Here is a 25,733-nt window from a genome sequence, read left to right on the forward strand (position 1 = left end):
GAACTATTGGCAATGAAGGGGGGTAAATAGTAAGTTAAATTTCGTAAAAGACGATAGAAGGAAATAAAAGATTGAAATAGAATTTATGTTCAATTTTTTATTTCTTTTTAGTTGAAAAATCAGTAGCTTATTGTTTTCCCAAAATAATTAAGCTATGGTAAAAAGTTTTCAGGGGGTCAGAGAGGTAGAACCCAAAGCCCCAATTCAACAAATTCTGGTCAAAGATCACATGACGACCAATTTGGTCACTTTTAGAGAAGAAGATACCATCGATCAGGTTTTGGAAATGCTGTCCAAGCGTAAGATCTCAGGGGCACCTGTCGTAGATGGTTCAGGCAGCTTGGTGGGAATCATATCCGAGGTCGATTGCTTGGCCGAAATTATCAAAGGCAAATACAGCAATACGGTTCGATTTCCTGCACGGGTCAAAGAACATATGAGTACCCAAGTCATTACCTTGGATCCTGGGATGTCACTTTTTGATGCTGCGCAAAAATTTTTGGAACATAAAATCCGACGTTTTCCGGTAATGAAGGAAGGGAGATTGGTGGGGCAATTGAGTCTAAGTGATGTAATAAGAGCATTTCCAAAACTCAAGCATACGACTTGGTAAAGACCAAAAAGGCCTCAAATTTTGATACCTTTTTGGTTTTATATAGTGTAGCTTATTCGTATAAGTCTTTTTAAATCAATTATTTAGAATTTTGAATAGCCTGCTCTACATCTTTCATGATGTCTTCATGATGTTCCAGTCCCACAGAGAGTCTGACAAGCCCGTCACTGATTCCTACCTGAGCGCGCTCTTCTGGAGAAAGCTTACTGTGCGTAGTCGAGGCAGGATGGGTGATGATACTTCGGCTGTCCCCTAAGTTGGGCGTAATAGAGATCATTTGCAGCTGATCGATAAAGCGCTGGGCTCTTGCCAATCCACCTTTGAGTGTCAGGGTGATGATTCCTCCTCCAGCTTTCATTTGCTTTAAAGCCAAGTCATGCTGCGGGTGGGATTTGAGAAAAGGATAACGGACCGCTTCCAGTTCTGGATTTCCCTCGAAGTAAGTGGCTATTTTCATAGCATTTTCGCAGTGCCTGTCCATTCGTACGGCGAGAGTTTCCATGCTTTTGGCCAGAATCCAAGCATTGAAAGGTGAAATGGAGGGGCCTGTATGCCGGGTGAAGAACTGTACCTCTTTGATCAGTTCTGTTTTGCCTAAAATCAAGCCTCCCAAAACTCGTCCTTGTCCATCGATGTACTTGGTAGCGCTATGAGTGACGATATGTGCACCCCATTTTGCAGGTTGCTGCAGGTAGGGAGTAGCAAAGCAATTGTCCACCACCAAGATCAAATTATGCGCAGCTGCAAATTTTCCTGCCCATTCCAAATCGATGATTTCCAGTCCGGGATTGGAAGGGGTTTCCAAAAAAAGCATTTTGGTTTTAGGCTGAATGAGCTTATCCCAGTTTTTGCAATCCGATATATCCCCGTAAGTAGATGTAATGCCCCACTTTGGGAATACCCGGGTCAAGAGCTGATGAGTGGATCCAAAAAGAGATCGTGAGGCAAGAATGTGGTCCCCTTGCTGCAATAATGAAGCAATGCTGCCGAACATAGCCGCCATACCTGAGGCCGTTGCAATCCCGTCTTCGGTGCCTTCAGCACGGCAGACTTTTTCGATCAGATCAGAGGAATTTGGGTTGGAATACCGGGAATAAATATTGCCTTGGATCTCATCGGCAAACATCGCTCGTGCTTCCTCTGCTGACTCAAACGTAAAGCTGGAGGTAAGGAAAATTGGGGAGGAGTGTTCTTTGATATCGCTGCGGCGCTGGATGCGAATGGCGTCTGTTTCGAAATGAGACATAGTTTGATCGGTTTTGATTGCTGATAAAATTCTCTGGGACTGAAAAAGAATTTCCCCAAAGACAGAATCCGAACCAGAATTGAGGCAGTAGATTTACGCCAATTTATAGTTCCCGCTGAGGGTAGGATTTGGCACCGTTCTCCTGGTTAGGGATGGTTGCCAGAGGGTCATCGAGCCTATTCTCTCGCCTCTTCTTTATAAATCAGTCTCCTGATGTGGTGCAAAGAAAAAGGGAGATTCGGTCATTTCCAAATCTCCCGTGTTTTCAATCGTTGAATTGGGTCATTGTCTGTGCTATTCCGAGGGTGCAAAAGCCAAAAATCATAGCAATGGCCTTGTCCATTATCATGGGAAGTTCGTCAAATTCCTGCTGGGTGAACCTGCCCAAAACAAACTCTACTTGCCTTCCTTTGGGGAAATTGTCACCTATTCCCATTCTCAGGCGGGGATAATCTTGTCCTCCGGTGAGTTCCTCAATGTTTTTCAGTCCATTATGGCCCGCTGCACTTCCCTTGGTTCGCATTCTGAGTTTACCAAACGGAATGGCAACATCGTCAACGAGGATTAGAATATTTTCCTTAGAAACGCCCAATTCTTTCATCCAATAATTTACAGCTTTCCCGCTCAGATTCATGTAAGTGGTGGGCTTGATCAGATGAAGTGTTCGGCCTTTGTGTTTGATTTCTGATTTGAATGCCAGTCGGTCACTTTTCCAGGTCACTTCTGATTTGTCAGCCATGCGATCTAGAGTAAGGAATCCGATATTGTGTCGGGTTAGCTCGTATTCAGGGCCAATATTGCCCAATCCTATGATTAAATATTTCATAGTAGGTTCTCTTCAGTTTTGGAAAATAAAAAATCCTGCCCAGAAAATGAGCAGGATTTGAAGATTGGAGGAAGAATAAATTATTCGCCTTTCTTACCTCTTAGCGCTCTTGGGATACCAATAGTCACTAGGGATACATTTGGTGAAGTAAGGATTTCAAAGCCTTCAGGCTTCAATTCGCTTACTTTGAAAGATTTACCAAGATCAAGATCTGAAATATCCACGGTGATAAAATCAGGGAAATTTGCAGCGATACCTTTCACTTTCAATTTTCTAGTTTTGAATTCAAGCTTACCACCTTTTGCAATACCAGGAGAGCTACCGGTTACTTTCACAGGAATTTCAAATTTGATAGCTTTCTTTTCCGTATAAGCCATGAAGTCCGCATGTAGCAATACTTCACTTACAGGGTGGAATTGTGCTTCTTTCAAAACAGCCTTCACAATCGTACCCTCGATATTCAACTCTACCAAGTGAACCTCGGGAGTGTAGATCAAGTCGCGGAAAAGGATAATAGGAGAATAGAAATGAATTTGTTCAGGGATACCAGGTCCGTAAACTACGCAGGGAACATTACCGGAGTCTCTGATTTCATTCAAAGCGGCACTGTCGAGATTTGCTCTTTTAAACCCTATAATCTCAAGTGTTTTCATTAGTATTTGTATTTAAATTGGTTTCTTAAATAAAAAGGGAACTGATAGATGTATTCCCTGTAACGGCATGAATTGCTTTTGCAAACAAATCGGCTACCGTCAGTACTCTGATTTTTGAAGATTGTTGTTTTAGTGTAATGGTATCTGTAATCACCAATTCTTCCAAAACTGAATTTTCAATGTTTTCATAGGCTTTTCCAGAAAGTACGCCATGTGTGACTATTGCTCTTACCGAGGTAGCGCCTTTTTCCATGATGATCTGAGCAGCTTTGCAGAGTGTACCTGCCGTATCTACCAAATCATCCACTAGAATCACATCCTTACCTTCCACATCTCCTATTACTTGCATGGAAGCAATCTCATTGGCTCTTTTTCTGTGCTTGTCACAGACGACCATTTCTACTTCGAAGTGCTTCGCAAAAGATCTCGCTCTCGCCACACCTCCCACATCAGGCGCCGCGAAAATCATGTTCGGAAGCCTAAGTGTGCTCAAATAGGGTGCAAAAATAGCTGATCCATTCAAATGATCCAAGGGGATATCAAAAAAACCCTGAATTTGTCCGGCATGCAGGTCGCAGGCCATGATCCGATCTGCACCCGCTGATGTGAGCATATTTGCGATCAATTTGGCGGCGATGGATACTCTCGGGCGGTCCTTGCGGTCCTGTCTGGCGTAGCCGAAGTAGGGAATCACTGCGCAGACTTTGTAGGCACTGGCACGTTTGGCGGCATCGATCATCAGGCATAGCTCCAGAATGTTATCACTTGGAGGGTTAGTACTTTGGATGATGAAAACGGTACAGCCTCTGATTGATTCGTCAAAACTTGGTGACATTTCCCCGTCACTGAATTTTGACATGGTCAGATCGCCTAGTTTTTTTCCATAGTTTTTGGCAATTTTTTCTGCCAAATGAAGGCTGTTGGTGCCAGCAAATATTTTGACCTCGGACATGGTGGAGATTTTTGGAGCAAAAGGAATGGAATCAGAGACAAAAGTAAGGATTTTTGACAGATGGGCTAAGTGCATTCCTTTTGCTTGGGCAATAAATTTTGAAATCCACCCGTTTCTATTGCCAAACAATTTTTGAATTTCAAAGAATATAAATTGCTGAATTTGTATCTTTAGGCTAGGTAGTTTTTCTGTGTAACTGATTTTTTATGAGCCAAGTAACTCCAGTCCGACTTTCCATCTCTATCGAATCGCCTGATGGATCTCCAATCAAAATCACCTCGCTAAAAATCAATGACGAGGAATTTGTCCCCAAAAAAACTGAGAAGGAAAATATCCCTGATCCAGTCCCAATTTCGGAGAACATAGAAACAAAGGTAGTTGCTGCCACAGTCATTGCAGCTTTACCAAGTGATGAGGCAGAAGAAGTCTTAGTTGAAGTAAGTAATGACCGGATAGTGGCTCCTGAATCTCGGAAATTAAACACCGAAAGCAATACTCTAGAGGAATTTGGGGGCGATTCTTTCTATCGAATGTTTTGGGGAAAACTGACCTACAAAGCATTGAATGACAAAACATCCCTTGTGACTTACCAAGGATCTGAAAATGTATTTGATCATGAATTTGTGGGGAAATGGTTAGAGCCTTCTAGAGTTCACAAATGCTCATCAGAATACCCATCCAAAGGAAGGAACTATTTTCCGTCTGCAAATGGGGTGGTGTATTCCAAAGTTTTGGAGGTAAGAGATGGGAAAAATCTCGTGGTTGATTTTTCTTACAATGGAGGTTCGATTCAATCACCTAAAGCGGTAAGCGATCAAGACGGGACCTTCTTTTTTGATAATAAATTTGCTATTGAACGATGGGCAGGGGCAGCACACCGGAAAGACAATTTAATAGCCAAGTCTGGTCAGATCTATGCAAGTCTTGGATTTCCAAAAATTGTAGTGACTCCAGATTCTACCCTTAACTTCCAATTTGACGGCCTTGGCGATCGGCCTGCCATTCATTTAATGGTTTCCGATGCTTTTACTGGGGATATCAATGGTACTGGTGACCAAATGCCTGATAGTTTTAAAGAGACATTTGGAGAGAATCTGAAGTTGTTTGAATTGCCTGGCCAAGGCCGTGTTGATCTCAATTTTGATTGGCAGCTGATCCCGCCGACCTACGCTCAAAAGGTCGTACAATATGGAGTGCCCAATGGGGTGATTTTTTTTGATGGCGCCGCAAGCAGCAGTCAATATGGGCTTAAACGATTTGCTAATTTCAACCAATTTTTAATTAAAGAGAAGATGACGGTTGCACTGGGATTTACCCGGCCAGGAGTAACTTGTTCTATGCCCAATCAAGGCTACTGCAATGGTGGAGGAATCCATGATGGTTCAGATATAAAGGAGTTTTGTACCTATCGATTTGAAGGGGACTGGTTTGCAAGGGATCCTAATAACATGAAGGCGAGAACCAGCGGTGGCCTTCGTCTAGAGTGGATCGGTAAATCAACCGAGAAGCCTGGAAGATTCGTCGAGCTGGAATCCCAAAAGGCTTTTCAGTTTGAAGATTTAAAGTTGAAATTTTCATCTAATTCAGAAGTTGAAGTGGATAGTCCGGACTTCACCTGGTTTCATTTAGCCTGCCAGGAGTGGACTGGAGGGACGAGTACCGGTTCTGAATTTACACACCTCATAGTAGATGGAAGGAAAATTGGATTGAATTCTAATGGAGACTTTTGGTTAGTCAATGGTGAGGGGGATCTGAAAGGTCGATCATTTAGTGCTCGGAGTGTAAAGCTTTTTGATAGAATTCCATCTAAAGGAGATTTGATTAAGCAAGATTTGCAAAACTTGAGAGAAGGGGGGATTATCGGTAAAGTTGCTGACAACCGATTTGAAATCTGGGGTTGGTCAATTCAAGAAGGGGATCAACTTTCCGCAGCTGGAGAGGTATTTACAGTGAAATCCATCGGAAGAAAATGGAAGACTTGGGAGCAATTTGCGGTTCAAAATAATCTGTCCGAACCAAGGTTAAAAAGAGGAGATCGAAGGATTACTTATACAGAGATTGAACTGGATAAGCCTGTCACCGGGCCAGTTTCTTCTATTCAGTTTAGAGTTGAGCGATCAGTTTTGGAGCATTTGCTCGACGGTCAATTCAGGAATGGATGTAAGGCGGCATGGGGAATCGGAAACGAAAGTCCTGGTCATCTGATGTATATCGATTACAATGTCAATCTGGTACTAAGAAACGTGGACATACATGGGATGATCAGAAGTACAGCAAGACCGCTATGGGCAGAGACTTCAAAGTCACATTCTGGACTTGTTAATGCTATTTCTGTAAATAACCTCGGTGCTCCAATTTGGAAAAAGGGGCACAAACTTTTATTAGCTCATCCCGAGTCAGGAAAGATTCAGCAAGTAGAGCTAATTCAGGATTTTGACGGGAATAGAGGTGAAGTCAAAATTGCTTCTGTCAATTTACCGGTTGAGTTTCCGCAGAATTCAATTCTGGTAGGTTTGTATTCACTACCCTCTGAGGCAAGATTTGAACACGTCAGCTATATCAATGAGGATCTTTCGCCGTGCTATAGCGAGCGGATTGATTACAGACCTCAGGGCTTGAGGTTGAGGCAGCTTCTGACCAAAGATAATTCCAAACGGGTTCAGATTATCGGTGGAAGGATTAGCTGGTATAGTAATATGGAAAATCGTTTTGAGCCTGAAATTGAATTTTCTGAAAAACCTCATCTAGTAAATACCAAATCTGTAGTGCCTGTCATTTTGAACCCGATAATTAAGGATAAGCAGGGAGTCCATTTTGGGTTTCAACGGAAAGAATCCGGCAAAGAAGAGTTGTTTTTGACAAATAGACTGGTGGTTACAGATGGGAAAACTGTCGATATTAGTAACTCCGTCCTTGGTGCAGACCTTTATTTGGAAGGAAACGGTGAATTTATTTTGCACCAAGTGAATTCAAATAATTACGTTGACAACAAACGTGATACAGGATATGGGTTCAGTATTGTCGTTCAGGATAAGTTTAAGAAAACAGAATCACTCCAATTAACAGGGAAAGGAGGTAAGGCCGGTATGATGATCAATTCCCCATACGGAATAGGTGTATTGAGAATTGATTTTCAAGATTGGGAGCTTAAGCCAGCCTTATTTAACGGAGGGGGCTTTCAATCCCAACAAAATCAAAATGATCCGAGATACCGTGAATTTGTTAGGATTTCAAAATAGGATAAGTAGGTTTAAATTCTTCAAATTTCCTTTCCTGTAAAATTTTATGGATCATTCGATTGATTCAACTTGAAAGCTTGTCAAATAGGCTATTTTTAAAAAAAAATAATTTAAGCCTATGAAGTTTTATACACACAGAAAACTAGGATTTATTCTGTTTTTGTTTTTTTCTGTTTCGGTATCTATTGCCCAGACAGTCCCGACACCCAAATCCCACTTTGGATTTGATATTGGAGATGAATACATGTTGGCCAATTTTAGCCAAACCGAAGCCTATTTCAAAAAAGTAGATGAGGCAAGCGACCGTGTGAAGCTGGTTGAGATCGGAAAAACTGAATTTGGTCGTTCTCAACCCATGTTGATCATTACTGCTCCCCAGAATTTTTCCCAAATCGATCGGTATAAGGAAATTTCTCAAAAGCTGGGTCGAGCTGAAATCACCGAGGCTGAAGCAAAGGCTCTTTCAATGGAAGGGAAGCCGGTAGTCTGGATCGATGGAGGTCTGCATGCAAATGAGGTAGTAGGAGCACAACAATTGATTGAGACACTTTACCAGTTAGCTTCCAGAAATGATGAAGAAACACTTAAAATTCTCGATGAAGTAATAATTCTTTTGGTTCATGTGAATCCTGACGGCATGGAAATCATGTCGGATTGGTACATGAGAAATGAGGATAAAACCAAACGAGCGCAGAATATCCCTGTCCTGTATCAGAAATACGTCGGGCATGACAATAACCGAGACTTTTACATGAATAACATGTCTGAGTCGACCAACATTTCACTTCAACAATACGTGGAATGGCTTCCTCAAATTATCTACAATCATCACCAGTCAGGGCCAGCAGGCACGGTAGTGGCTGGGCCTCCATACAGAGATCCTTTCAATCATGTTTTTGATCCTTTGATCATCACCAGCCTTGACGCTGTTGGAGCAGCGATGATCAATAGACTTCATGTCGAAGACAAGCCTGGCTATACCCGCTTAGATGGTTCGGTCTTTTCTACTTGGTGGAACGGGGGATTGAGGACTACTCCATATTATCACAATATGATTGGGATTTTGACCGAGATTGTAGGCAGTCCATCCCCATATTCGATTCCATTGGTACCTGATCGCTTGATTCCAAATAATGGAACTCCCTATCCGGTGACACCAGGTCCGTGGCCTTTCCGCAGATCTATCGACTATTCAGTTTCGCTTAATTATGCCATTTTGAATCACGCCGTAAGACACGGGGATGAGCTCTTGTATAATTTTTACCTGATGGGCAAAAAGTCCATTGATCGGGGAAATACTGACACCTGGACCAGATATCCAAAATATGCACAGGATATTCAGTCAACTTTTGATGCTGCGCAAAAAAAGAAGACTGAGGACGATGAGGAAGCTGCCTATTTTGGATTTCGTTCAGGGATACCAATTCAGTTTTATGATTCCGTATACAAAGACCCTTCAAAAAGAGATCCGCGAGGTTACATCCTTTCAGCAGATCAGCCGGATTTCTCCACAGCCATTAAGTTTCTTAATGCATTGATCAAATCAGGGATTGCAGTACACAAAGCCACTTCTGATTTCACTGTATCTGGCAAAAATTATCCAAAAGGATCCTACATCGTCAAGACAGCGCAAGCATTTAGGCCACATGTGATCGATATGTTTGAGCCTCAGGATCACCCAAATGACTTCCTTTATCCCGGCGGCCCTCCCATTCGTCCATATGATGCGGCCGGTTGGACACTCGCTTATCAAATGGGCGTATCGGTGGATCGGATAATGGAAGGATTTGACGGGCCATTTGAGAAGGTGGCATATGGGCAATTATTGAGCCCAGAACCAACTACACTGCCGAATGCTTCGGGTTTCATCCTTGATTCCAGAGTAAATGATTCATTCATGGCAGTAAATGATTTGCTGAAAGCCAAAGTAAAAGTCTATCGTACCCCTACTTCTGTAAATGGACTGCCAGCCGGTTCTTTTTATATCCCTGCCACAGGGAAAAAAGATTTGGAATCCCTGGCTAAAAAATATGGTGTCAAAGTTCATCCGGGGAAAGGTTTGCCGACAGGTGCAGAGGAAATTAAACCATCCAGAATTGGGCTATATGATTACTATGGAGGTTCGATGCCTTCAGGCTGGGTGAGATGGATGATGGAGCAGTTTCATTTTGACTTCCAAGTAGTATTCCCACAGGAGATAGACGCAGGAAATCTCACTGCAAATTATGATGTGATCCTATTCATCGGTCCTGGAATGCCGGGAGGAAGTGGAGGATATGGCAGCGGAAGCCAACCCAAGAAAGAGGACATTCCGGCAGAATACCACCACATGATTGGCCGATTATCTGTAGAGAAGTCGATTCCTCAACTTAAATCTTTCATGGAAAATGGAGGAAAGGTGGTCACTGTTGGAGCAGCAACTTCTCTGGCTTACCATTTGAACCTTCCTGTTTCCAATGCTTTGGTAGAAATCGTGGATGGGAAAGAGAAATCCTTGACAGGGGATAAGTACTATATCCCGGGAAGTGTGCTGGAGATGCATTTAGATACTTCTTCTCCAGCAAACTTTGGTATGGGACAAAAAGCAAACGTTCTTTTTAACAATAGTCCAGTGTTCAAACTTGCTCCAGGAGCTGCCCAACAGGGCGTGAAACCCTTGGCATGGTTTGGTACTGAGGAGCCCCTCAAAAGCGGCTGGGCCTGGGGCCAACAATACCTCAAAAACGGAGTAACAGCTTTTGAAGCAGAAGTTGGAAAAGGTAAACTCTATGCCTTTGGTCCTGAAATTACTTTCAGGGCTCAGTCTCATGGTACATTCAAAATGCTGTTCAACGGTTTGTACAAATAAGCCGTCTTGGATTCATTTAGCCACTTCAGACTCTGGTTTGAAGTGGCTTTTTTTTGATCTTTTTGAAAATCTTTTATTGATTGTCTACAGCTTGAGTCAAATCAGGTAATCAAGAAGATTTTTTTTATGTTTTAAATTTTTGAAAATGTTCCTATCTCGTAACAGTTTAAAATACCTTTGATTTCAAGTATTTAAAGACTTTCGGTTTGCTTTTTCGTGTAATTAGTACTTGTAATAGTATTTGGATTAATGAAAAGAAATGGATTCATATCAGCACTATATTGACGCGGAAGTTGGTCTTTGGCTTTATGAGATGAAAAAGCCTCCGAGTTTGTTTGGGCGATTGACTCATGGGGTTCAGGGCAAAATCAATAACCTTATCCCGGAGAAAGTTCACCAGGCGATTACCATTGCGATTGAAAATATGGTAAAGGCAGTAATTACAGGATCTGCGTGGATTGTACCCAAGGCAGATGCCGCGATGACTTATCTGGAGCGGGAGAATAAAGTCCGAGAGCGGATCAAATGGTATCGAAACACGGCCTCTGCTGAAGGGGCAATCACAGGTGCCGGAGGTATTCTACTTGGATTTGTAGATTTCCCGGCATTTTTGACCATCAAGATGAAAATGCTGTTTGATATCGCAGCTTTGTATGGGGCAGATACCAAGGACTACCATGAGCGTTTATTTTTGCTATACATTTTTCAGTTGAGTTTTTCCGACCAAAAGCGAAGAAATGAACTTGTAGGCTTGATTGAAAATTGGGAAGAATTCAGACATGAGCTCCCCAAACAAATGAAGGATTTCGATTGGAGGACATTTCAACTGGATTACAGGGACTATATCGATTTGGCTAAGCTGGCGCAATTGGTGCCGGTAATTGGAGCAGGAGTGGGGGCTCTAGCCAATTATAGGCTTACGGAGCACTTGGGAAGATTTGCGATGAATTCATTTCGGCTGAGGTGGATGAAACAATACCCCAATAAGATTGGAGCCTTAACAGCATTGCCCTAGAAATAAAAAAGCTTCCCGAATTAACGGGAAGCTTTTGTTGGCCGACCAGGGCTCGAACCTGGACTCTTCTGAACCAAAATCAGACGTGTTGCCAGTTACACCATCAGCCAATTTTGTTTTAAGCAAGCATGTGCTTCTCTTAAAGTTTCACAAAGGTAGATTCTTACCTTATTTTTTCCAAATGGCTCCCAAAAGAATTTTGGGAGCAGTATGTAATTTACTTGCATTCAGGAACAAAAATATTTTTGGTATTCAAACACTAAAGGATCAAAATTCAGGGTAGTTAAAGGAAGTATTTTAAAGGTAGAAAGCATTGAAATCGTTTGAATTTTGTCTTTTTATTAATTTTCAGGCAGTTGTATTGATTGAATGAAAATATTTGCCTTGTTTTACTTCAAATTTGAAAACCAAACTAATAATAACAGTACTATGAAAGTGGACAAAATGGAAAAATTGGTGGCTGATGTCATCGAAAAGTTGGGAAAATTGAAGCATGCAGATCTAGCTGCAGATCTTAGCTGGTGCTGGGTAAGTTTCCAAAATGATCAGAATCCGGTGGGTGTAATTGAAAAAGCTTCACAAGCTGTAGCTGCTTTCAAAGAGGTAAGAGAGAAAAATGCAAAGGCCGTTTCAAAAAAATTGGTAGAAGACTTAGAAAAAGCTCTGGCTTAATTCAAAAAAAAAGCTCGCTGAAAGGCGAGCTTTTTAATTTATTGGTATGATTGCTTATTCTCCAGAGACAACAAACTTCACTTTGGTTTTTACTTCTCTGTGTAGATCGATGTCTGCAGAGAATTCTCCTGCACCGTCTACCGGTACACCAATTGAGATTTTCTTTCTGTCAATTTCGAAACCTTGGGTTGCCAACGCATCAGATATCTGAAGTGTAGTCACTTTTCCAAAGATTTTTCCCGAATCACCGATTTTTGCTTTGATTTCCAAAGTTACCTCAGCAAGTTTAGCTGCGATATTTTCAGCCTCAGTTTTGATTTTTTCAGCTTTGTGAGCAGCCTGCTTGATGTTCTCAGCAAGAATCTTTCTGTTTGAATCGGTAGCCAACACAGCAAAACCCTGAGGAATCAGGTAATTTCTTCCGTAGCCTGGCTTTACTGCTACAAGGTCATTTTTGTAGCCAAGACCTTTTATGTCTGTTTTTAGAATGATATCCATTTGTAATGATCTTTTTTGATTGAACGATACAAGACCGAATTATTTCAAACCATCGGTTACGAATGGCAACAAAGCCAAATGTCTTGCTTTTTTGATAGCCTGAGCTACCTTTCTCTGGTATTTTGCAGAGTTTCCGGTAAGTCTTCTAGGAAGGATTTTACCTTGTTCGTTGACGAATTTTAAAAGGAAGTTTGGATCCTTGTAGTCGATATATTTGATACCGTGCTTCTTGAATCGGCAATATTTCTTCCGGATTTCGTTTCTGTTGATTGGTTCGTTTACTAGTGTCATTAGGCTTCCTCTTTAACTTCTACTTTTTTGTTAAACTCTCCTTTTCTTCTTCTGTCGGCATAAGCAATAGAATGCTTGTCCAACACAGTAGTCAAGAATCGCATCACTTTCTCATCACGTCTAAGCTCTAGCTCAAACTTACGGATGATAGTGGGATCGGCCTTGAACTCAACCAGTACGTAAAACCCTGTTGTCTTTTTCTCAATGGTGTACGCCATTTTCTTAAGACCCCAGTTCTCCACATTGATAACATCTGCCCCCTCTTCTTTTAACAAGTTTACAAACTTGTCGACGGTATCCTTCATCTGAACATCAGACAAAACGGGAGTTAAAATGAATACCGTCTCATAATTTCTTTGGAACATTTTTTAATGTGTTTAAGGAATTTGAATAAACAGACCGCAAAAGTAGAGGAAATGGCGCTGTTTTCCAAATATTTGTCAAAAATCAGATGAGGTATAAAACAAAAAAGTCCCGCACTTGCGGGACTTCAAAAATGGGAGTGTCTAATTATTTCACGGTAAAGGTCTTTGTGCCTATCTGGTAGTTGTCTACAAAAATCCGTACCTCATGACTTCCTGACGCATAATCTGACCCTTTTTCGTAATAGAATGTCAACTCTTGCTCGGAATTATCAAATATGATGTCTTGTTTGACTGTGTAAAATTGCTCGGCACCATTAATCATAAATGTTCCTGAGCCCTTTGCGACATCGAAGATAGGTTGCGAGTTTCCGTCTAAAACCTGAACGTAAACATTTCTAGGGCCTTTTTCTGCTACTTTATTGTCAGCAATGATAAAACTAACCTTGAGGCGTTCGATTTGCCGGTTTTTGAAATCCTTTGTTGTTTCAATTCGCTCTTTTCCCCGAGAATTGACTGCTGCGATAGTAATGTTTTCAGCTTTTAGCATAGATGCGACATCCACCTTGGCTTGAAGATCCTGTTTTTGAATGTTGAGCTGGACGACTTCTTCTTCTATTTCGGCTTGAGTGGTCTTCAGGTCTTGATTTTCCGCAAAAAGCTGCTGATTGGCGGCTCTCAATTCAAGAATTTCCTGATCTTTTTGGGCGATCAAGCCATTTAAGTTGGTAATCTTTCCATTGAGCGCGGCAATTTCAGAGGCACTCCGCTGTCTGGTCGAATTTCTTTCAGCAATTAGTTGATCTCTCACAGCCTCAAGTGCCTGGATATCTCCACCCAGTTTTTCTATTTCTTGGATCCTAAGGTCCAGTTGGTAGGTAACTGAGTCCAATCGTTTGTTGAGCTCATTGTTTTCCGTAGAAAGCAATAGAATTTCCTCAGTTTTTTTGGTGCGATCGACGTAGTCAGTGTAAAGTTTAATACCGCTGATAATTACTAACAAAACAAGGACAATAATGATGATGTTCTTATTTTGATCTTTCTTTGAACCGGATTCCTTTTCGAAATTTGTGCTCATATTTTGACTTAGTTAAAGGACTTGTGAAATGCTGAATTTAGATGAGAGTTTTTGGTCTTCCAGGTATCAGCTTGGCTATACAGGATGGGACATTGGATCTCCTTCACCTCCACTTTATCAATATCTTTGCCAACTTGATACTAAAAATATTACTGTCCTCGTTCCCGGGGCGGGAAATGCCCATGAAGTCGCTGCAGGTTGGGGTTTGGGCTTTAGAAGTATCTATCTGCTTGATATTTCAGACCTTCCTATTTATAAATTTTTAGAAAATATTCCTTCTTTCCCACGCAATCATGCAATCCATCAGGACTTTTTTGAGCATGAGGGTAAATACGACTTGATCCTAGAGCAGACTTTTTTCTGCGCGATAGATCCAGATTTGAGAATTGAGTATGTTAAAAAAATGCATAGTCTTCTCAAACCAGAAGGCAGATTGGTTGGAGTTTTATTTGATCGATTGTTTCAAGCAGCAGGACCTCCTTTCGGTGGAAATACTGTGGAATACCGGGAGCTTTTTGGACCTTATTTTGAATTTGAAAAATTTGAATCCTGCTACAATTCCATCCCACCACGAATGGGTCAAGAATTGTTTATCAACTTAAAAAAAAACTAAATGTCAAGGATTAAATCCTGCTTTCTTCCTGGGTTTTCAAAGAACACAATCCCGCATTCATAAAAATCCATGGTCAATTTCACCCTTGGGTTGGCTTTTATTTCTCCCCAAGCTTGTTCCATCTCCGGTGTCCAGTGAATATCTCCTACAGCTAAAATTGACTGGCTATGTGTTTTTGGAAGCATGGATTCAAAAGCAAACATGGTCCCGTCATAGGTGTGATTGGCATCGATCAGAGCGAAGTCAACTTGAGGGATCTGACTGAGAACAATTGGTAGACTCTCCTTTATTTGTCCTAAAATAAATTCAGTTCGACCGGGATAGGGTTCACGTTTAGCGATTTTTTGAATTTCAGAGGAGCCTTCAAATGAATAAAGCTTTCCGTTGGTTTTGAGGCTGAGGTACCTGGTAGAAAGTCCCACACAAGTCCCAAGTTCGACAACATGTTTTGCAGGAGTAAGGGTACAGAAATATTGGTAAAGTGAGCAGAATTTAATTCCGCTAGTGGAATATCTGGTGATATCCGCGATGCTTCTGGAGGCTTCAGGTACTTTTTTTGAACCTGCACCCAGATCCTCAACTTCAATTTCTGAACGATCATTCAGAAGTGAATTTCTGAATGATTCAAAGGTTGGATTTCCTGATTTGTTTTGGTTTAAATACTCGATCAGCTCACTGTAAATGCGAAAGACAAAGGGCGATTGTTGACTATATCGGTCCTCTTTTTTTAACCAATACTTGAGAAAAGCCCTAGCACCAAAAAGCCAATCTCCCAATTTAATTTTGAAAAATAGTGGCAATCATCTGGAATTCAGGAACTACGACTTCGATGAGTTTGCCATCAAAAAGTTTTTCCATGGTGTAGGTACCATTCATTTTGCCAATACCTGATTTCAGATTGCAGCCAGAAACGTACGAATGCGAATCGCCAGGTTCTAAAACGGGTTGTTGGCCAACCACACCATTTCCTTCCACTATCTTTGATTCTTCGGCTGCATCAAAAACCTCCCATTTTCTTCTGAGAAGTTGATAGGTATGCTGACTTTTGTTTTCGATGGTAACCTTGTAGGTGAATACAAAGTGATGTTGCAGAGGGTTAGAAAATTCTGCTTGGTAGGTCACCTCAACACTAACTTTAATTCCTTCTGTAACTGAAATAACCATGGGAAAATGCATTAAAATGGATTTAATTTACAATTAAAGATGAACAAATCAAGTAGTATGCAAGTGAAAATCGAAGATAGTTGGAAAAAAGTATTAAGTGAAATTTTTGAAAGGGACTTTTTTCAACGCTTAGTTTCCTTTGTAAAAGACGAATATCAAAATCAGCAGGTTTTCCCTCCGGGAAAAGAAATTTTCAATGCATTCCACCACTGCCCAATTGATTCTGTTAAAGTAGTTATTTTAGGTCAAGACCCCTATCACGGTCCAGGTCAAGCACATGGTCTCTCTTTTTCGGTTAAGCCCGGAGTGCCATTCCCACCCAGTCTTCTGAATATTTTGAAGGAAATAAAGTCTGACATCGGTAAGGATATGCCTCCAAATGGAGATTTGACGCGATGGGCTCAACAAGGAGTTTTTCTCTTGAATGCTACTTTGACTGTCCGGGCAAATCAGGCTGGTTCTCATCAAAATCAAGGGTGGGAGACGTTCACAGATGAGGTGATCAAGGCTGTAAATGATCATCGGCAAAATGTAGTATTCATGCTTTGGGGTGCCTATGCCCAAAAAAAAGCAGATCTAATCGACAATACCAAGCATCTGGTATTGAAAGCACCTCATCCTAGTCCACTATCGGCCCATCGTGGATTTTTGGGGTGTAAGCATTTTTCAATGGCCAATCAATACCTCTCTGAAAGAAACATCAAACCCATAAACTGGTGAAAAAAAATCCCCGAATTTCTTCGGGGATTTATCAGCTATTCGATGCCTTTGAAGAATCTGTTCCAGCGGATTTTACTGAACATGGATTCATATTTGTCAAGGGAAAGCCAGAGAAACCATGCTTTGCCGACGATGTGATCTTCGGGCACAAATCCCCAATACCTAGAGTCTAGGGAATCGTGACGATTGTCGCCCATCATGAAATAATAGTTTTGTTTGAAGGTGTACGTCTCGACCTTTTGTCCATCGATGAATAAGCCACCCTCTTTGATCTCGACCTGATCGTGTCCTTCATATTTTTCTATGGTAAATCCATAACGGATCACATTATCAGCAGTCATGTCTATTGTCCATCCTTCTGCTGGTATTTGTAGTGGCCCGTAGTTGTCTCGATTCCAATTGTAATTTGATCCTTTTGGAAAGATGCTGTCCTCTGCTTCACCTTTGCCCATGATTCGTTTGGATACAGATACTACAACAGGAGAACTTTTGAGTCTTTCTACTGTTTGATCGGTACACCAAATCAGGTATCCTGCCCCGTTGGAGAAGGCCATAAAACTCTCTGGATTGATTCCATAATCAGCGAAAAAATCCACTGTCAAAGGTCGGTTGGTAATCAAATCATAGGAATATTGCATTTCTGCAGGTTTTGGAGAATTCTCTCCATTTACTGTCAAATCACCATCTTTTATCTCAATTACATCGCCTGGGATGCCTACAGCCCGTTTGATGTAGTTGGTTTTTAGATCGCTGGGATATTGAAATTCCACTGGGTAATTGAAAACCACCACATCATTTCGCTCCACATCACTGAATCCCGGAAGCCTGAAATAAGGGATTTCTATGGCATCGGAATACGAAGGAATTTCTGTTCCCCAGATTTTTTGATGTGTCAGGGGTACTTGGAGAGGGGTTTTGGGAATTCTAGTTCCATAGTGCATTTTACTTACGAAAAGAAAATCTCCTACTAGAAGAGACTTTTCCATAGATGCTGTAGGAATGGTAAACGGCTCAAGTAAAAGCCAACGAATCAAGCTGGCAGCGACTACTGCAAAAACGAGAGCATCCACCCACTCCCGAACTGCTGATTTTTTGTTTTTTGTTTGGCTCATGTGCTAGTATTTGTTTCAGAAAGATAGAAAATCATCCATTGAAAGTACTCCTTTTTTACCCTGAATCCATTCAGCCACCAAAACTGCGCCAAGGGCAAATCCTTGCCTGCTGTGTGCGGTATGACTGATTTCAATTTGGTCGATTTCAGACCTATAGCGAATAATATGGGTACCTGGAGCTGGGTCAATTCGCTTGGCTGTAATGGGAATGGACTGTTCGGTATCGTGCGATTGTCCGCTCAAGTGCCATTCATTTAACTTGTCCATGTTTCGGAGGATACCCTCTGCCAAGGTAATTGCAGTACCGGAAGGCGCGTCCTTTTTTTCCGTATGGTGAATTTCCTCGATTGAAGTGTGATACCCACTCGTTTCATTCATCAGTTTGGCAAGAAATTCATTGATTTTAAAAAAGATGTTTACTCCGATACTGTAGTTGGAAGCATAAAAAAAAGCACCCTTTTGAGCAGTGGTCAACTCTTCGATTTCAGCCTTTCGAGCTAGCCATCCGGTAGTTCCTGATACGACTGGGATTCCTCGAGTCATGGCCCATGTGATGTTTTCTACTGCGGCTTCCGGTTGGCTAAACTCAATAGCTACATCAATTTTAGAGGGGTTGAGAGAATTTAAATCCTCTCTATTGTCAATGTTGATTTTTCCGGCGATGGTATGGCCACGGGATTCAGCGAGTTCGCCGATGATTTTTCCCATTTTACCATATCCTAGAATTACGATGTTCATTATTTGAATTGAAGTTTAAAAGATAGGCCCATTGAATTACCCGCTGAGGCGAAAGTACCGACATTTGGTTCGATTTTCATGGAAATATCATCTGAAATATCGAAGCCAGAAAGGTGGGCGTCCACATTTGCATCGATTAAATTAAGGGCATAAATAGCTGCCAAAAGGAGAATTGTCAGATCTCTGTTTTGCCTCCAATAGTCTACGTTTCTTACCAATGCTTCTCGATTCAATGAAGGAAACTGGCTGGTGTCTCCATCATCGAATGCAAATAGGGCAGTCCGGAAGGTTTGGTATCGCTTGTTGTTGTAGCCTATGAAATAGATGTCGGTCATAAACCCAGCATACAGGATAGGTACTTTCCAGGCTTTGTTATTGTAGACCTGCCCAGCACCAGGGAGAACTGCGGATAGAATAGTAGCTTTTTTTGGGTTTTTGGGAAGGCTGGAATAGTCTGGCTTATCTTTTTCCCGTTTAGTATCATTTTCTACTACTTCAATTTCAGATTGAGTCTGAGCGAAGATTGGACTGGATACAAGAAACATCAAAAGCAAAATCCCCAAGGAAATCCATGGGGTTTTTATTTTTGCGCTTGAATGTGAAAGTTTTGGATTCAATTTTCAGATGATTTCGAGTATTTCAAGAATTCGATTCAGATCTGTGGCGGAATTAAATGGGATCTTGATTTCACCTTTATTTTTTTCGTCAGCTTTCAAGGCAACTTTGGTCCCGAAATGGGATGCTAGTCGCTGCTGAATTTTGTTGATCTCGTATTTGCGGACGGGGTCGAGTCCAGTAGAAGGCTTTGTTTTTTCTTCTTTGCCTTCATTCAGTGCTTTCACCAGAGCTTCCACATTGCGGACACTTAATCCTTCGTCTACGGTTTTCTTAAAAATCGCCAACTGTTTATCTACGTCCTCAATATTGATAAGTGCGCGGGCATGCCCCATGGACAGTTGTTGGTCCCGTATCGCGGCTTGGATAGTGGGAGGGAGCTTCAGTAGTCTGAGGTAATTATTGACAGTCGTTCTGTTTTTTCCTACGCGGTCGCCGAGCTCTTCTTGCTTAAGGCTACACTCGACCAGTAGTCTTTGGTAGGAATTTGCAATTTCGAGCGCGTTTAGGTTTTCTCGCTGAATGTTCTCAATCAAGGCCATTTCCAGCATTTGCTGGTCATTGGCTGTTCGCACATAAGCAGGGATCTGTGTCAATCCTGCAATTTTTGAAGCCTGAAATCTACGCTCTCCGGAAATGAGTTGGTACTCGTTTGGAGCAAGTTTTCTTACAGTGATCGGTTGTATGATTCCCTGGACCTGAATAGAATCGGCAAGTTCCTGAAGGGCATTTTTGTCAAAGTGTACCCGAGGCTGATAGGGGTTGACCTGAATCTCTCCAAGGGGAATCTCAAAAATCCCGGTTTTTGCGATTTCCGGAAGAATTTCATTCGATTTATGTTTAGCAGGGCTATCTTCTAAAAGTGCTCCAAGGCCTCTGCCTAATGCGTTTTTTTTGTTGGGCTTATTCTCTGACATAATCATTCAGCCACTTTTTGGCGACCATTTTTTTTAGCGATTTCTCCGGCCAAGTTTAGATAGGCGATCGATCCTTTTCCATCTGCATCAAAGGAGATTACTGGCAAACCGAAACTTGGTGACTCTGAAAGACGAACATTCCTCGGAATAATTGTATCAAAAACCATTGTTTTGAAATGAAACCTGACCTCTTCTACCACTTGATTGGATAATCGGAGTCTCACGTCATACATGGTCAATAAAATTCCCTCAATCTCCAGATCCGGATTGAGCCGGGTTTGGATAATTTTGATTGTATTGAGCAATTTTCCCAAGCCTTCCAAGGCAAAGTATTCACACTGGACCGGAATAATCACTGAATTTGCAGCTGTAAGTGCATTGATCGTGATCAAACCCAGCGATGGAGAGCAGTCGATGATGATGAAGTCATATTTGTCTCGAAGTACAGCGATGACTTCCTTCATCTTTTCTTCGCGATTTTCGAGATTGATCATTTCGACTTCTGCACCCACTAGGTCAATATGGGATGGCACGAGGTCCAGATTTTCGATGGAAGTCTTTCTGATGATTTCTTCGACATTGACACCATCTACCATGCATTCATAAATACTAGCCTCAATGGACTTAGGATCGTGTCCTAACCCCGAAGTAGTATTTGCTTGTGGATCAGCGTCAATGACCAGGGTTTTAAACTCCAATACAGCCAGACTGGCTGCAAGGTTCATTGCAGTGGTCGTTTTTCCCACTCCGCCTTTTTGATTGGCAATAGCAATTATTTTTCCCATGGTTTAGTAAAAAGGGTATTTTGACTCAATATTAATCAAATTAAGAGCGAAACTCGTGGTAGCTTACTCTTTTTTGGAGTTAAGTCTGGATGAAAAATTGTTAATTTCTTCATTTTCAACAAAGACTGCAAAAAATTTGATTTCTCCCTGAATCGTAAAGATCAAAAAAAAGGAGCCTTGGTAAAGCTCCTTCTTTAGGTTTATTTTTTTCTCGAATTATCGGCAGCTTTCATGGCATCTTCCAGTCGCTGTGCAAATTTCGATTTCTTTTTATTTACGTTTTTAGCCTTGCTTTCTTCCACCTTTGCCCGGATTTTGGCATCATCGACGGTGAGTTTGATGATGGCCTGCTGGCCAAATGTCACCATGTTCGATACAAAGTAATAAAAGCTAAGTCCGGCAGGATAGGAGTTCAAGATAAACATGAACATCACAGGCATGATGTAGCCCAGGTTTTTCATCGGCCCGGTAGCTGTGGTCAGTTGGTTGTTGAAGTGCGTGTAAACAATTTGTGACACGGTCATCAACAAGGTGAATAAACTGACGTGAGATCCATAAAATGGAATCGTAAAGGGCAATTTGATGAACTCATCATAGGTTGATAGGTCATTTGCCCAAAGAAAAGATTCCTGACGGAGTTCTACGGCATTTGGGAAAAAGAAGAACATCGCAAAAAGGAATGGCATCTGAAGGACCAAAGGCAAGCAGCCTGAAATCGGGCTGACTCCCAATTGGGAAAACAGCTTCATCTGTTCCTGCTGCATTTTGGTAGGATCATCTCCGTATTTTTCTTTGAGCTCGTCTATCTCAGGTTTGATGACCCGCATTTTGGCCATCCCGATGTATGACTTGTAGGTCAATGGCGAAAGGGCCAATTTGATGATCAATACGATCAGGATAATAATGATTCCGTAATTGTTGAAGTACTTCTCCAGAAATTCGAATAAGTGTACCACGATATACTTATTGACCCAGCTGACGAAGAAATAGCCCATGTCCACATTGTCCTCAAATCCGTCGGTGACTTTCTTGAGTGTTTTGTACTTATCAGGACCAAAATAATACCTGAGGTCGGCCTTTCCATTTTCGAGTGGAATAGCCAGAGATGCAGACATAATCCGAACTACTGAAGAATCTGTCGGAGTGGATTGGGAAATCTTTACATCCTGGAAGACTGAATCAGCAATGATACCTGCGGTGAAGAACCGCTGGCTAAATCCAATCCATTTCACCGGTTCGGAGATTTGGGCCTCCTCTGGATCCTCTCCGGCACCCAGGTTGTCCATGGAATTCGAAGCGAGGTAATAGTTCAGCTGGGTTTGTCTTCTGGATTCAGAAAGATCTTTTTCCTGCGCTTTCACCTGATCTTCCCAAGTCAGATTGATAGTATTGCCAGAGAAGACACCCTGATACCTTTCTATTTCAAAAGATTTTTTTACTTCATAGCTCCCATCCATCAAAGCATACCGCTGGATGATTTGCCCGGATTCAGATCCCGCTGAAAAGGTCAGAATCTGAGTTTTTACTCCATCTATTTCTTCCGATGTGATAGCAGGTTCGAAGTAAAAATCCGAAAGATTGACTGGACCTCTTGAACTTTCAATGGTAAAGTCCATGGTGGAACTTTTCTCATCCAAAAGAGCCAAAGGCTGCATGTCCCAGCTTTTGAAGTCCTTCAGAATTACTTCTTTGATTTGAGCTCCTTTGGTCGAGAAGGTGATTTTTACCTGATCGTTTTCGAGCAAGACATCCTTTTCTTCACCCAGTGTAAGCACTGCCAACACGCCATATTTGGCACTCCGCTGGGCATCTACCAGGCTATCTGGAAGCACTTCTACAGTTGGCTCCTGGGCAGTTGACGTTACTTGGGCTTCAGTTTGCTGGGGTGTTTCTTCGATTGGGGGGATTTCTGGACCACTCGCAAAAAACATTGAGTAGATCAAAATGACCGCCGCAAAAAGGATCAAACCTGTTGCTTGATTTTTATCCATAATTTATTAGTTCCACGCCGGTTATCCGGTGCTATTCAATTACTTAACTTTTTTATTGTCTATCGCCGCCTGGATGAATTTGACAAACAGCGGCTGAGGATTGAGCACTGTACTTTTGTATTCTGGATGGAATTGAACGCCTACAAACCAAGGATGGTTTTTCAATTCCATGATTTCGACTAAGCCTGTATCAGGATTCTTTCCTGCTGCGATCATTCCTTTACTTTGGACTTGATCGAGGTAGGAGTTATTGAATTCGTATCTGTGCCTATGGCGCTCCTGAATTTTACTTTTTCCGTAGGCCAACGCAGATTTACTTCCTTTTTTAAGCTCGCAAGCATACGAACCCAATCGCATAGTTCCACCCATTTGGTCAATTTTCTTTTGCTCTTCCATCAGGGCAATGATTGGGTGGGGAGTATTTGGGTCCATTTCTGTAGAATTTGCGTCCTCCAGTCCGAGTACATTTCTCGCAAATTCCACGACTGCGACCTGCATCCCGAGACAAATCCCAAAGAAAGGAATGTTGTTTTCTCTGGCATATTTGACTGTTTCGATTTTGCCTTCAAATCCTCGCTCACCAAAACCAGGAGCTACAAGGATCCCATCGAGCTCTTTAAGTTTTGATTCATAGTTATCGGTATGAATCTCCTCTGAAGAAATGAGCTTAAGATTTACTTTGCACTCCACGGAAGCGCCTGCATGGGTGAAAGACTCGATGATCGATTTATAGGAGTCAGGCAAAGAAACATATTTACCAATCAGTCCAATAGTTACTTCCTGAGTGGGATTTTTCAGTTTGCCCAAGAAGTCCTTCCAAGTCTCGAGGTCAGTTTGGGTTTTGCTCGAAAGCTTCAATTTACTCATCACCCGCTCGTCCAGTTTTTCCTTTTTCATCAAAAGAGGGACATCGTAGATGGATTCAGCATCCATGGCCTCGATTACACTGTTGAGCTGCACATTGCAGAAAAGAGCCAGTTTCTTTTTGACGTCCAATGGCAGGTGATATTCAGTCCTGCAGACTAGAATGTCCGGTTGGATTCCAGCTTCCAAAAGCTGCTTTACTGAATGCTGCGTAGGTTTGGTTTTCAGTTCTTTGGCAGCACTCAAATAGGGGATCAATGTCAGGTGAATGACCAGGAAATTATTCGGTCCTAAGTCCCATCGAGCTTGACGAACTGCCTCGATAAAAGGTAAGGATTCAATGTCACCCACACATCCTCCTATTTCAGTGATGATTACATCATATTTTCCATCCTGACCAAGTTTGTAAAAGTTACTCTTAATCTCATCGGTGATGTGGGGGATGACTTGAACCGTCTTACCTAGGAATTCCCCTTTTCGCTCGCGGGTGATTACGTTATTATAGATGCGACCAGTGGTGATGTTGTTGCTCTGAGAAGTTGGCACATTGAGGAAACGCTCGTAATGTCCTAAGTCCAAGTCTGTTTCGGCTCCATCTTCTGTGACATAGCACTCGCCATGCTCATAGGGATTGAGTGTCCCCGGGTCAATATTGAGGTAAGGGTCGAATTTTTGGATAGTCACACTGAATCCTCTGGATTGCAAAAGTTTGCCTAAAGAGGCTGCGATAATGCCTTTGCCCAGGGATGAGGTGACTCCTCCGGTGATGAAAACGTATTTGGTGGATGAGCCCATAAGAATGGTGGAGGGATATTTTTAATTGGAATCTTATGGGATTCAAAATTAGGGAAATTTCCTGACTTGGCTTCTGAACTTGTTGGCGATTTTTGGGATTTCCTGAATTTTGATCAGATAGCTGGCAGAACTAATGAAAGATAATTAGTGTCAATATGTGTCAAAAATTATTTTTATATATGAATCCAATCTACCTTAGTCATCAGATTAGCGAAAGGAACTATATGATTTGTAATCATTCAATAAATAAGCGGTTTTACACAAACAACTAATTATGAACTCAGAAAATAAAAGTATTGTACTTGTCGATAGCCAACTTGAAATGAATTCAGATTGGTTTGAAAAAATGAACCTACTAAGTAAGGGATCTGTGATTTTGGATCCGGTCAATTTATTTTCAGAGATTGACTGGACTTGTTTTGAAGATGATGTTCAAGTGATAAATAAAATTTATTCGAAGTATTTTGAAGATGTCGTTTTGCTGGGAAAGAAGTTAGTTTGTTTTTGGCCACTTGCCGAGCAAATGGGAGAAGAGTGGTTTGAACTTTCCTCCTTGTGTAAATCCTATTCATATGACCTTGAACAGTACAAATCGTTATCTATTGTTGATTTCGAATATGGTTTTAATCAGGAAATACTGAGTTCTTGGAAGCGCTTTGTTTACTTTATTGTAGAATCCTTACTTGAAGATATCCAGCTGAATGAGCAATTTGATGAAATCGCAACTTTAAAATCTGATCAAAAGACCATTATACTATTTAAATTGTTCAAAGAAGGAAAGGTTAGCTATTCTTATGCATTTGATTCCTTCTTTTTTGAGTCTGACTCAGACAAAGGAGAGAAAAGTGAGATGAATCTTCCTTGCCAAGAATCTTTTACCTCATTTAATGAAATGCTGGATAAATTGATAAAAGAGAATGATCTCAGCCAGTTTGAATCCAGATTTGTCGATGGAAGCTTAGAAAAAGCCTTTTTCAGCGTTCTTTCGAAAGAATTCAAAACCAAAAATCTGATTGAAACTTGGATTAAAACCTATTCAATTAATTAATCGACAAATCAATAATCTCGGGAATTTATTTTGTAAATATTTTATAAATCTATTTAATCGTTAAAAAGCAATTTATAT

General features: G+C 41.4%; 25 protein-coding genes, 1 tRNA gene and 1 riboswitch. Of the genes, 8 read left to right on the top strand and 18 right to left on the bottom strand.

Annotation, left to right across the window (positions count from 1 at the left end; all coding sequences use genetic code 11):
- Positions 1-154: 154 nt before the first annotated feature.
- Positions 155-613, top strand: a complete 459-nt coding sequence (locus tag DK188_RS15720; protein ID WP_111671792.1) for a CBS domain-containing protein — start codon at positions 155-157, stop codon at positions 611-613.
- 79 nt (positions 614-692) lie between these two features.
- Here the strand turns inward: DK188_RS15720 and DK188_RS15725 are convergent, their stop codons facing one another.
- The 4 genes from DK188_RS15725 to DK188_RS15740 all read right to left on the bottom strand — a co-directional run bounded on the left by DK188_RS15725 (position 693) and on the right by DK188_RS15740 (position 4,290).
- The gene (locus tag DK188_RS15725; RefSeq protein WP_111671793.1) at positions 693-1,859 is read right to left on the bottom strand and encodes a trans-sulfuration enzyme family protein; all 1,167 of its coding nucleotides are present in this window, start codon (positions 1,857-1,859) and stop codon (positions 693-695) included.
- Between the two features lie 100 nt (positions 1,860-1,959).
- Positions 1,960-2,063: riboswitch (SAM riboswitch) on the bottom strand.
- Between the two features lie 61 nt (positions 2,064-2,124).
- Positions 2,125-2,685, bottom strand: coding sequence for an aminoacyl-tRNA hydrolase (pth, locus tag DK188_RS15730; RefSeq protein WP_111671794.1), 561 nt, complete (start codon positions 2,683-2,685; stop codon positions 2,125-2,127).
- Positions 2,686-2,765: 80 nt separating this feature from the next.
- Positions 2,766-3,338: a 50S ribosomal protein L25/general stress protein Ctc gene (locus tag DK188_RS15735; RefSeq protein WP_111671795.1), complete on the bottom strand. Its 573-nt coding sequence runs from the start codon at positions 3,336-3,338 to the stop codon at positions 2,766-2,768.
- A 25-nt stretch (positions 3,339-3,363) separates the two neighbouring features.
- Positions 3,364-4,290: a ribose-phosphate pyrophosphokinase gene (locus DK188_RS15740; protein WP_111671796.1), complete on the bottom strand. Its 927-nt coding sequence runs from the start codon at positions 4,288-4,290 to the stop codon at positions 3,364-3,366.
- Between the two features lie 206 nt (positions 4,291-4,496).
- On the opposite strand from DK188_RS15740, the gene DK188_RS15745 reads away from it, so the two are divergent.
- The 3 genes from DK188_RS15745 (at position 4,497) to DK188_RS15755 (ending at position 11,392) form a co-directional block, all read left to right on the top strand.
- A complete protein-coding gene (locus DK188_RS15745; protein WP_111671797.1) occupies positions 4,497-7,529 on the top strand; it encodes a hypothetical protein in 3,033 nt (1,010 codons plus the stop codon).
- Between the two features lie 118 nt (positions 7,530-7,647).
- Positions 7,648-10,377 (top strand): M14 family metallopeptidase, encoded by a 2,730-nt coding sequence (locus DK188_RS15750; protein ID WP_111671798.1) that lies wholly within the window; start codon positions 7,648-7,650, stop codon positions 10,375-10,377.
- 259 nt (positions 10,378-10,636) lie between these two features.
- Positions 10,637-11,392, top strand: a complete 756-nt coding sequence (locus DK188_RS15755; protein ID WP_111671799.1) for an EcsC family protein — start codon at positions 10,637-10,639, stop codon at positions 11,390-11,392.
- 37 nt (positions 11,393-11,429) lie between these two features.
- Here the strand turns inward: DK188_RS15755 and DK188_RS15760 are convergent.
- Positions 11,430-11,502 (bottom strand) — tRNA-Gln (locus DK188_RS15760).
- Positions 11,503-11,821: 319 nt separating this feature from the next.
- Here DK188_RS15760 and DK188_RS15765 point away from each other — a divergent pair.
- Entirely contained in the window at positions 11,822-12,064 is a 243-nt protein-coding gene (locus DK188_RS15765; RefSeq protein ID WP_111671917.1) for a hypothetical protein, read from the top strand.
- A 54-nt stretch (positions 12,065-12,118) separates the two neighbouring features.
- On the opposite strand, the gene rplI is transcribed toward DK188_RS15765, so the two are convergent.
- The 4 genes from rplI to DK188_RS15785 all read right to left on the bottom strand — a co-directional run bounded on the left by rplI (position 12,119) and on the right by DK188_RS15785 (position 14,293).
- Positions 12,119-12,562, bottom strand: coding sequence for a 50S ribosomal protein L9 (rplI, locus tag DK188_RS15770; protein WP_111671800.1), 444 nt, complete (start codon positions 12,560-12,562; stop codon positions 12,119-12,121).
- Positions 12,563-12,601: 39 nt separating this feature from the next.
- On the bottom strand, positions 12,602-12,853 hold the full coding sequence (rpsR, locus tag DK188_RS15775) for a 30S ribosomal protein S18 (RefSeq protein WP_111671801.1): 252 nt from the start codon (positions 12,851-12,853) through the stop codon (positions 12,602-12,604).
- Positions 12,853-13,218: a 30S ribosomal protein S6 gene (gene rpsF / locus DK188_RS15780; protein ID WP_111671802.1), complete on the bottom strand. Its 366-nt coding sequence runs from the start codon at positions 13,216-13,218 to the stop codon at positions 12,853-12,855. The genes rpsR and rpsF overlap by 1 nt, the downstream gene beginning before the upstream one ends.
- 145 nt (positions 13,219-13,363) lie before the next feature.
- The gene (locus DK188_RS15785; protein WP_111671803.1) at positions 13,364-14,293 is read right to left on the bottom strand and encodes a hypothetical protein; all 930 of its coding nucleotides are present in this window, start codon (positions 14,291-14,293) and stop codon (positions 13,364-13,366) included.
- Between the two features lie 28 nt (positions 14,294-14,321).
- Between DK188_RS15785 and DK188_RS15790 the strand changes: the two genes are divergently transcribed.
- Entirely contained in the window at positions 14,322-14,906 is a 585-nt protein-coding gene (locus DK188_RS15790) for a class I SAM-dependent methyltransferase (RefSeq protein WP_111671804.1), read from the top strand.
- On the opposite strand, the gene DK188_RS15795 is transcribed toward DK188_RS15790, so the two are convergent.
- Together DK188_RS15795 and apaG are read right to left on the bottom strand one after the other, a co-directional pair.
- Entirely contained in the window at positions 14,903-15,682 is a 780-nt protein-coding gene (locus tag DK188_RS15795) for an O-methyltransferase (protein WP_198673030.1), read from the bottom strand. The two genes, DK188_RS15790 and DK188_RS15795, sit on opposite strands and share 4 nt — an antisense overlap.
- Position 15,683: 1 nt before the next feature.
- The gene (gene apaG / locus DK188_RS15800; RefSeq protein WP_111671919.1) at positions 15,684-16,070 is read right to left on the bottom strand and encodes a Co2+/Mg2+ efflux protein ApaG; all 387 of its coding nucleotides are present in this window, start codon (positions 16,068-16,070) and stop codon (positions 15,684-15,686) included.
- A gap of 57 nt (positions 16,071-16,127) precedes the next feature.
- Between apaG and ung the strand changes: the two genes are divergently transcribed.
- Complete coding sequence (gene ung / locus DK188_RS15805) at positions 16,128-16,790, top strand: uracil-DNA glycosylase (protein ID WP_111671805.1); 663 nt, start codon at positions 16,128-16,130, stop codon at positions 16,788-16,790.
- A 35-nt stretch (positions 16,791-16,825) separates the two neighbouring features.
- Here ung and lepB read toward each other — a convergent pair whose 3' ends face one another.
- From lepB to DK188_RS15840, 7 genes are all read right to left on the bottom strand, one after another.
- Complete coding sequence (lepB, locus tag DK188_RS15810) at positions 16,826-17,902, bottom strand: signal peptidase I (RefSeq protein WP_111671806.1); 1,077 nt, start codon at positions 17,900-17,902, stop codon at positions 16,826-16,828.
- A gap of 15 nt (positions 17,903-17,917) precedes the next feature.
- The gene (dapB, locus tag DK188_RS15815) at positions 17,918-18,640 is read right to left on the bottom strand and encodes a 4-hydroxy-tetrahydrodipicolinate reductase (RefSeq protein ID WP_111671807.1); all 723 of its coding nucleotides are present in this window, start codon (positions 18,638-18,640) and stop codon (positions 17,918-17,920) included.
- Complete coding sequence (locus DK188_RS15820; RefSeq protein ID WP_232825753.1) at positions 18,640-19,257, bottom strand: DUF5683 domain-containing protein; 618 nt, start codon at positions 19,255-19,257, stop codon at positions 18,640-18,642. Before DK188_RS15820 ends, dapB begins: the two co-directional genes overlap by 1 nt.
- Positions 19,258-19,260: 3 nt before the next feature.
- Entirely contained in the window at positions 19,261-20,172 is a 912-nt protein-coding gene (locus tag DK188_RS15825; protein WP_111671921.1) for a ParB/RepB/Spo0J family partition protein, read from the bottom strand.
- Positions 20,173-20,174: 2 nt separating this feature from the next.
- Positions 20,175-20,957 carry a ParA family protein gene (locus tag DK188_RS15830; protein ID WP_111671808.1) on the bottom strand — a complete coding sequence of 261 codons (783 nt, stop codon included), beginning with the start codon at positions 20,955-20,957 and terminating at the stop codon, positions 20,175-20,177.
- 200 nt (positions 20,958-21,157) lie between these two features.
- Entirely contained in the window at positions 21,158-22,948 is a 1,791-nt protein-coding gene (gene yidC / locus DK188_RS15835; protein WP_111671809.1) for a membrane protein insertase YidC, read from the bottom strand.
- A gap of 39 nt (positions 22,949-22,987) precedes the next feature.
- Complete coding sequence (locus tag DK188_RS15840; RefSeq protein ID WP_111671810.1) at positions 22,988-24,607, bottom strand: CTP synthase; 1,620 nt, start codon at positions 24,605-24,607, stop codon at positions 22,988-22,990.
- A 376-nt stretch (positions 24,608-24,983) separates the two neighbouring features.
- Between DK188_RS15840 and DK188_RS15845 the strand changes: the two genes are divergently transcribed.
- A complete protein-coding gene (locus tag DK188_RS15845) occupies positions 24,984-25,655 on the top strand; it encodes a hypothetical protein (protein WP_232825754.1) in 672 nt (223 codons plus the stop codon).
- Positions 25,656-25,733 lie beyond the last annotated feature (78 nt).

Origin of the sequence: Algoriphagus litoralis (genome assembly GCF_003259255.1) — a bacterium.
In the GTDB taxonomy this organism is placed as follows: domain Bacteria; phylum Bacteroidota; class Bacteroidia; order Cytophagales; family Cyclobacteriaceae; genus Algoriphagus; species Algoriphagus litoralis.

Bases quoted from the DNA above. Each gene is read 5' to 3' on its own strand.
- DK188_RS15755 (WP_111671799.1), top strand. From the start codon at position 10,637: ATGGATTCATATCAGCACTATATTGACGCGGAAGTTGGTCTTTGGCTT.
- dapB (WP_111671807.1), bottom strand. From the start codon at position 18,640: ATGAACATCGTAATTCTAGGATATGGTAAAATGGGAAAAATCATCGGC.
- yidC (WP_111671809.1), bottom strand. From the start codon at position 22,948: ATGGATAAAAATCAAGCAACAGGTTTGATCCTTTTTGCGGCGGTCATT.
- DK188_RS15745 (WP_111671797.1), top strand. From the start codon at position 4,497: ATGAGCCAAGTAACTCCAGTCCGACTTTCCATCTCTATCGAATCGCCT.
- ung (WP_111671805.1), top strand. From the start codon at position 16,128: ATGCAAGTGAAAATCGAAGATAGTTGGAAAAAAGTATTAAGTGAAATT.
- DK188_RS15740 (WP_111671796.1), bottom strand. From the start codon at position 4,290: ATGTCCGAGGTCAAAATATTTGCTGGCACCAACAGCCTTCATTTGGCA.
- DK188_RS15750 (WP_111671798.1), top strand. From the start codon at position 7,648: ATGAAGTTTTATACACACAGAAAACTAGGATTTATTCTGTTTTTGTTT.
- DK188_RS15785 (WP_111671803.1), bottom strand. From the start codon at position 14,293: ATGAGCACAAATTTCGAAAAGGAATCCGGTTCAAAGAAAGATCAAAAT.
- DK188_RS15720 (WP_111671792.1), top strand. From the start codon at position 155: ATGGTAAAAAGTTTTCAGGGGGTCAGAGAGGTAGAACCCAAAGCCCCA.
- rpsF (WP_111671802.1), bottom strand. From the start codon at position 13,218: ATGTTCCAAAGAAATTATGAGACGGTATTCATTTTAACTCCCGTTTTG.
- apaG (WP_111671919.1), bottom strand. From the start codon at position 16,070: ATGGTTATTTCAGTTACAGAAGGAATTAAAGTTAGTGTTGAGGTGACC.
- DK188_RS15765 (WP_111671917.1), top strand. From the start codon at position 11,822: ATGAAAGTGGACAAAATGGAAAAATTGGTGGCTGATGTCATCGAAAAG.
- DK188_RS15825 (WP_111671921.1), bottom strand. From the start codon at position 20,172: ATGTCAGAGAATAAGCCCAACAAAAAAAACGCATTAGGCAGAGGCCTT.
- DK188_RS15830 (WP_111671808.1), bottom strand. From the start codon at position 20,957: ATGGGAAAAATAATTGCTATTGCCAATCAAAAAGGCGGAGTGGGAAAA.
- DK188_RS15735 (WP_111671795.1), bottom strand. From the start codon at position 3,338: ATGAAAACACTTGAGATTATAGGGTTTAAAAGAGCAAATCTCGACAGT.
- pth (WP_111671794.1), bottom strand. From the start codon at position 2,685: ATGAAATATTTAATCATAGGATTGGGCAATATTGGCCCTGAATACGAG.
- DK188_RS15790 (WP_111671804.1), top strand. From the start codon at position 14,322: ATGCTGAATTTAGATGAGAGTTTTTGGTCTTCCAGGTATCAGCTTGGC.
- DK188_RS15725 (WP_111671793.1), bottom strand. From the start codon at position 1,859: ATGTCTCATTTCGAAACAGACGCCATTCGCATCCAGCGCCGCAGCGAT.
- DK188_RS15840 (WP_111671810.1), bottom strand. From the start codon at position 24,607: ATGGGCTCATCCACCAAATACGTTTTCATCACCGGAGGAGTCACCTCA.
- rpsR (WP_111671801.1), bottom strand. From the start codon at position 12,853: ATGACACTAGTAAACGAACCAATCAACAGAAACGAAATCCGGAAGAAA.
- lepB (WP_111671806.1), bottom strand. From the start codon at position 17,902: ATGAGCCAAACAAAAAACAAAAAATCAGCAGTTCGGGAGTGGGTGGAT.
- rplI (WP_111671800.1), bottom strand. From the start codon at position 12,562: ATGGATATCATTCTAAAAACAGACATAAAAGGTCTTGGCTACAAAAAT.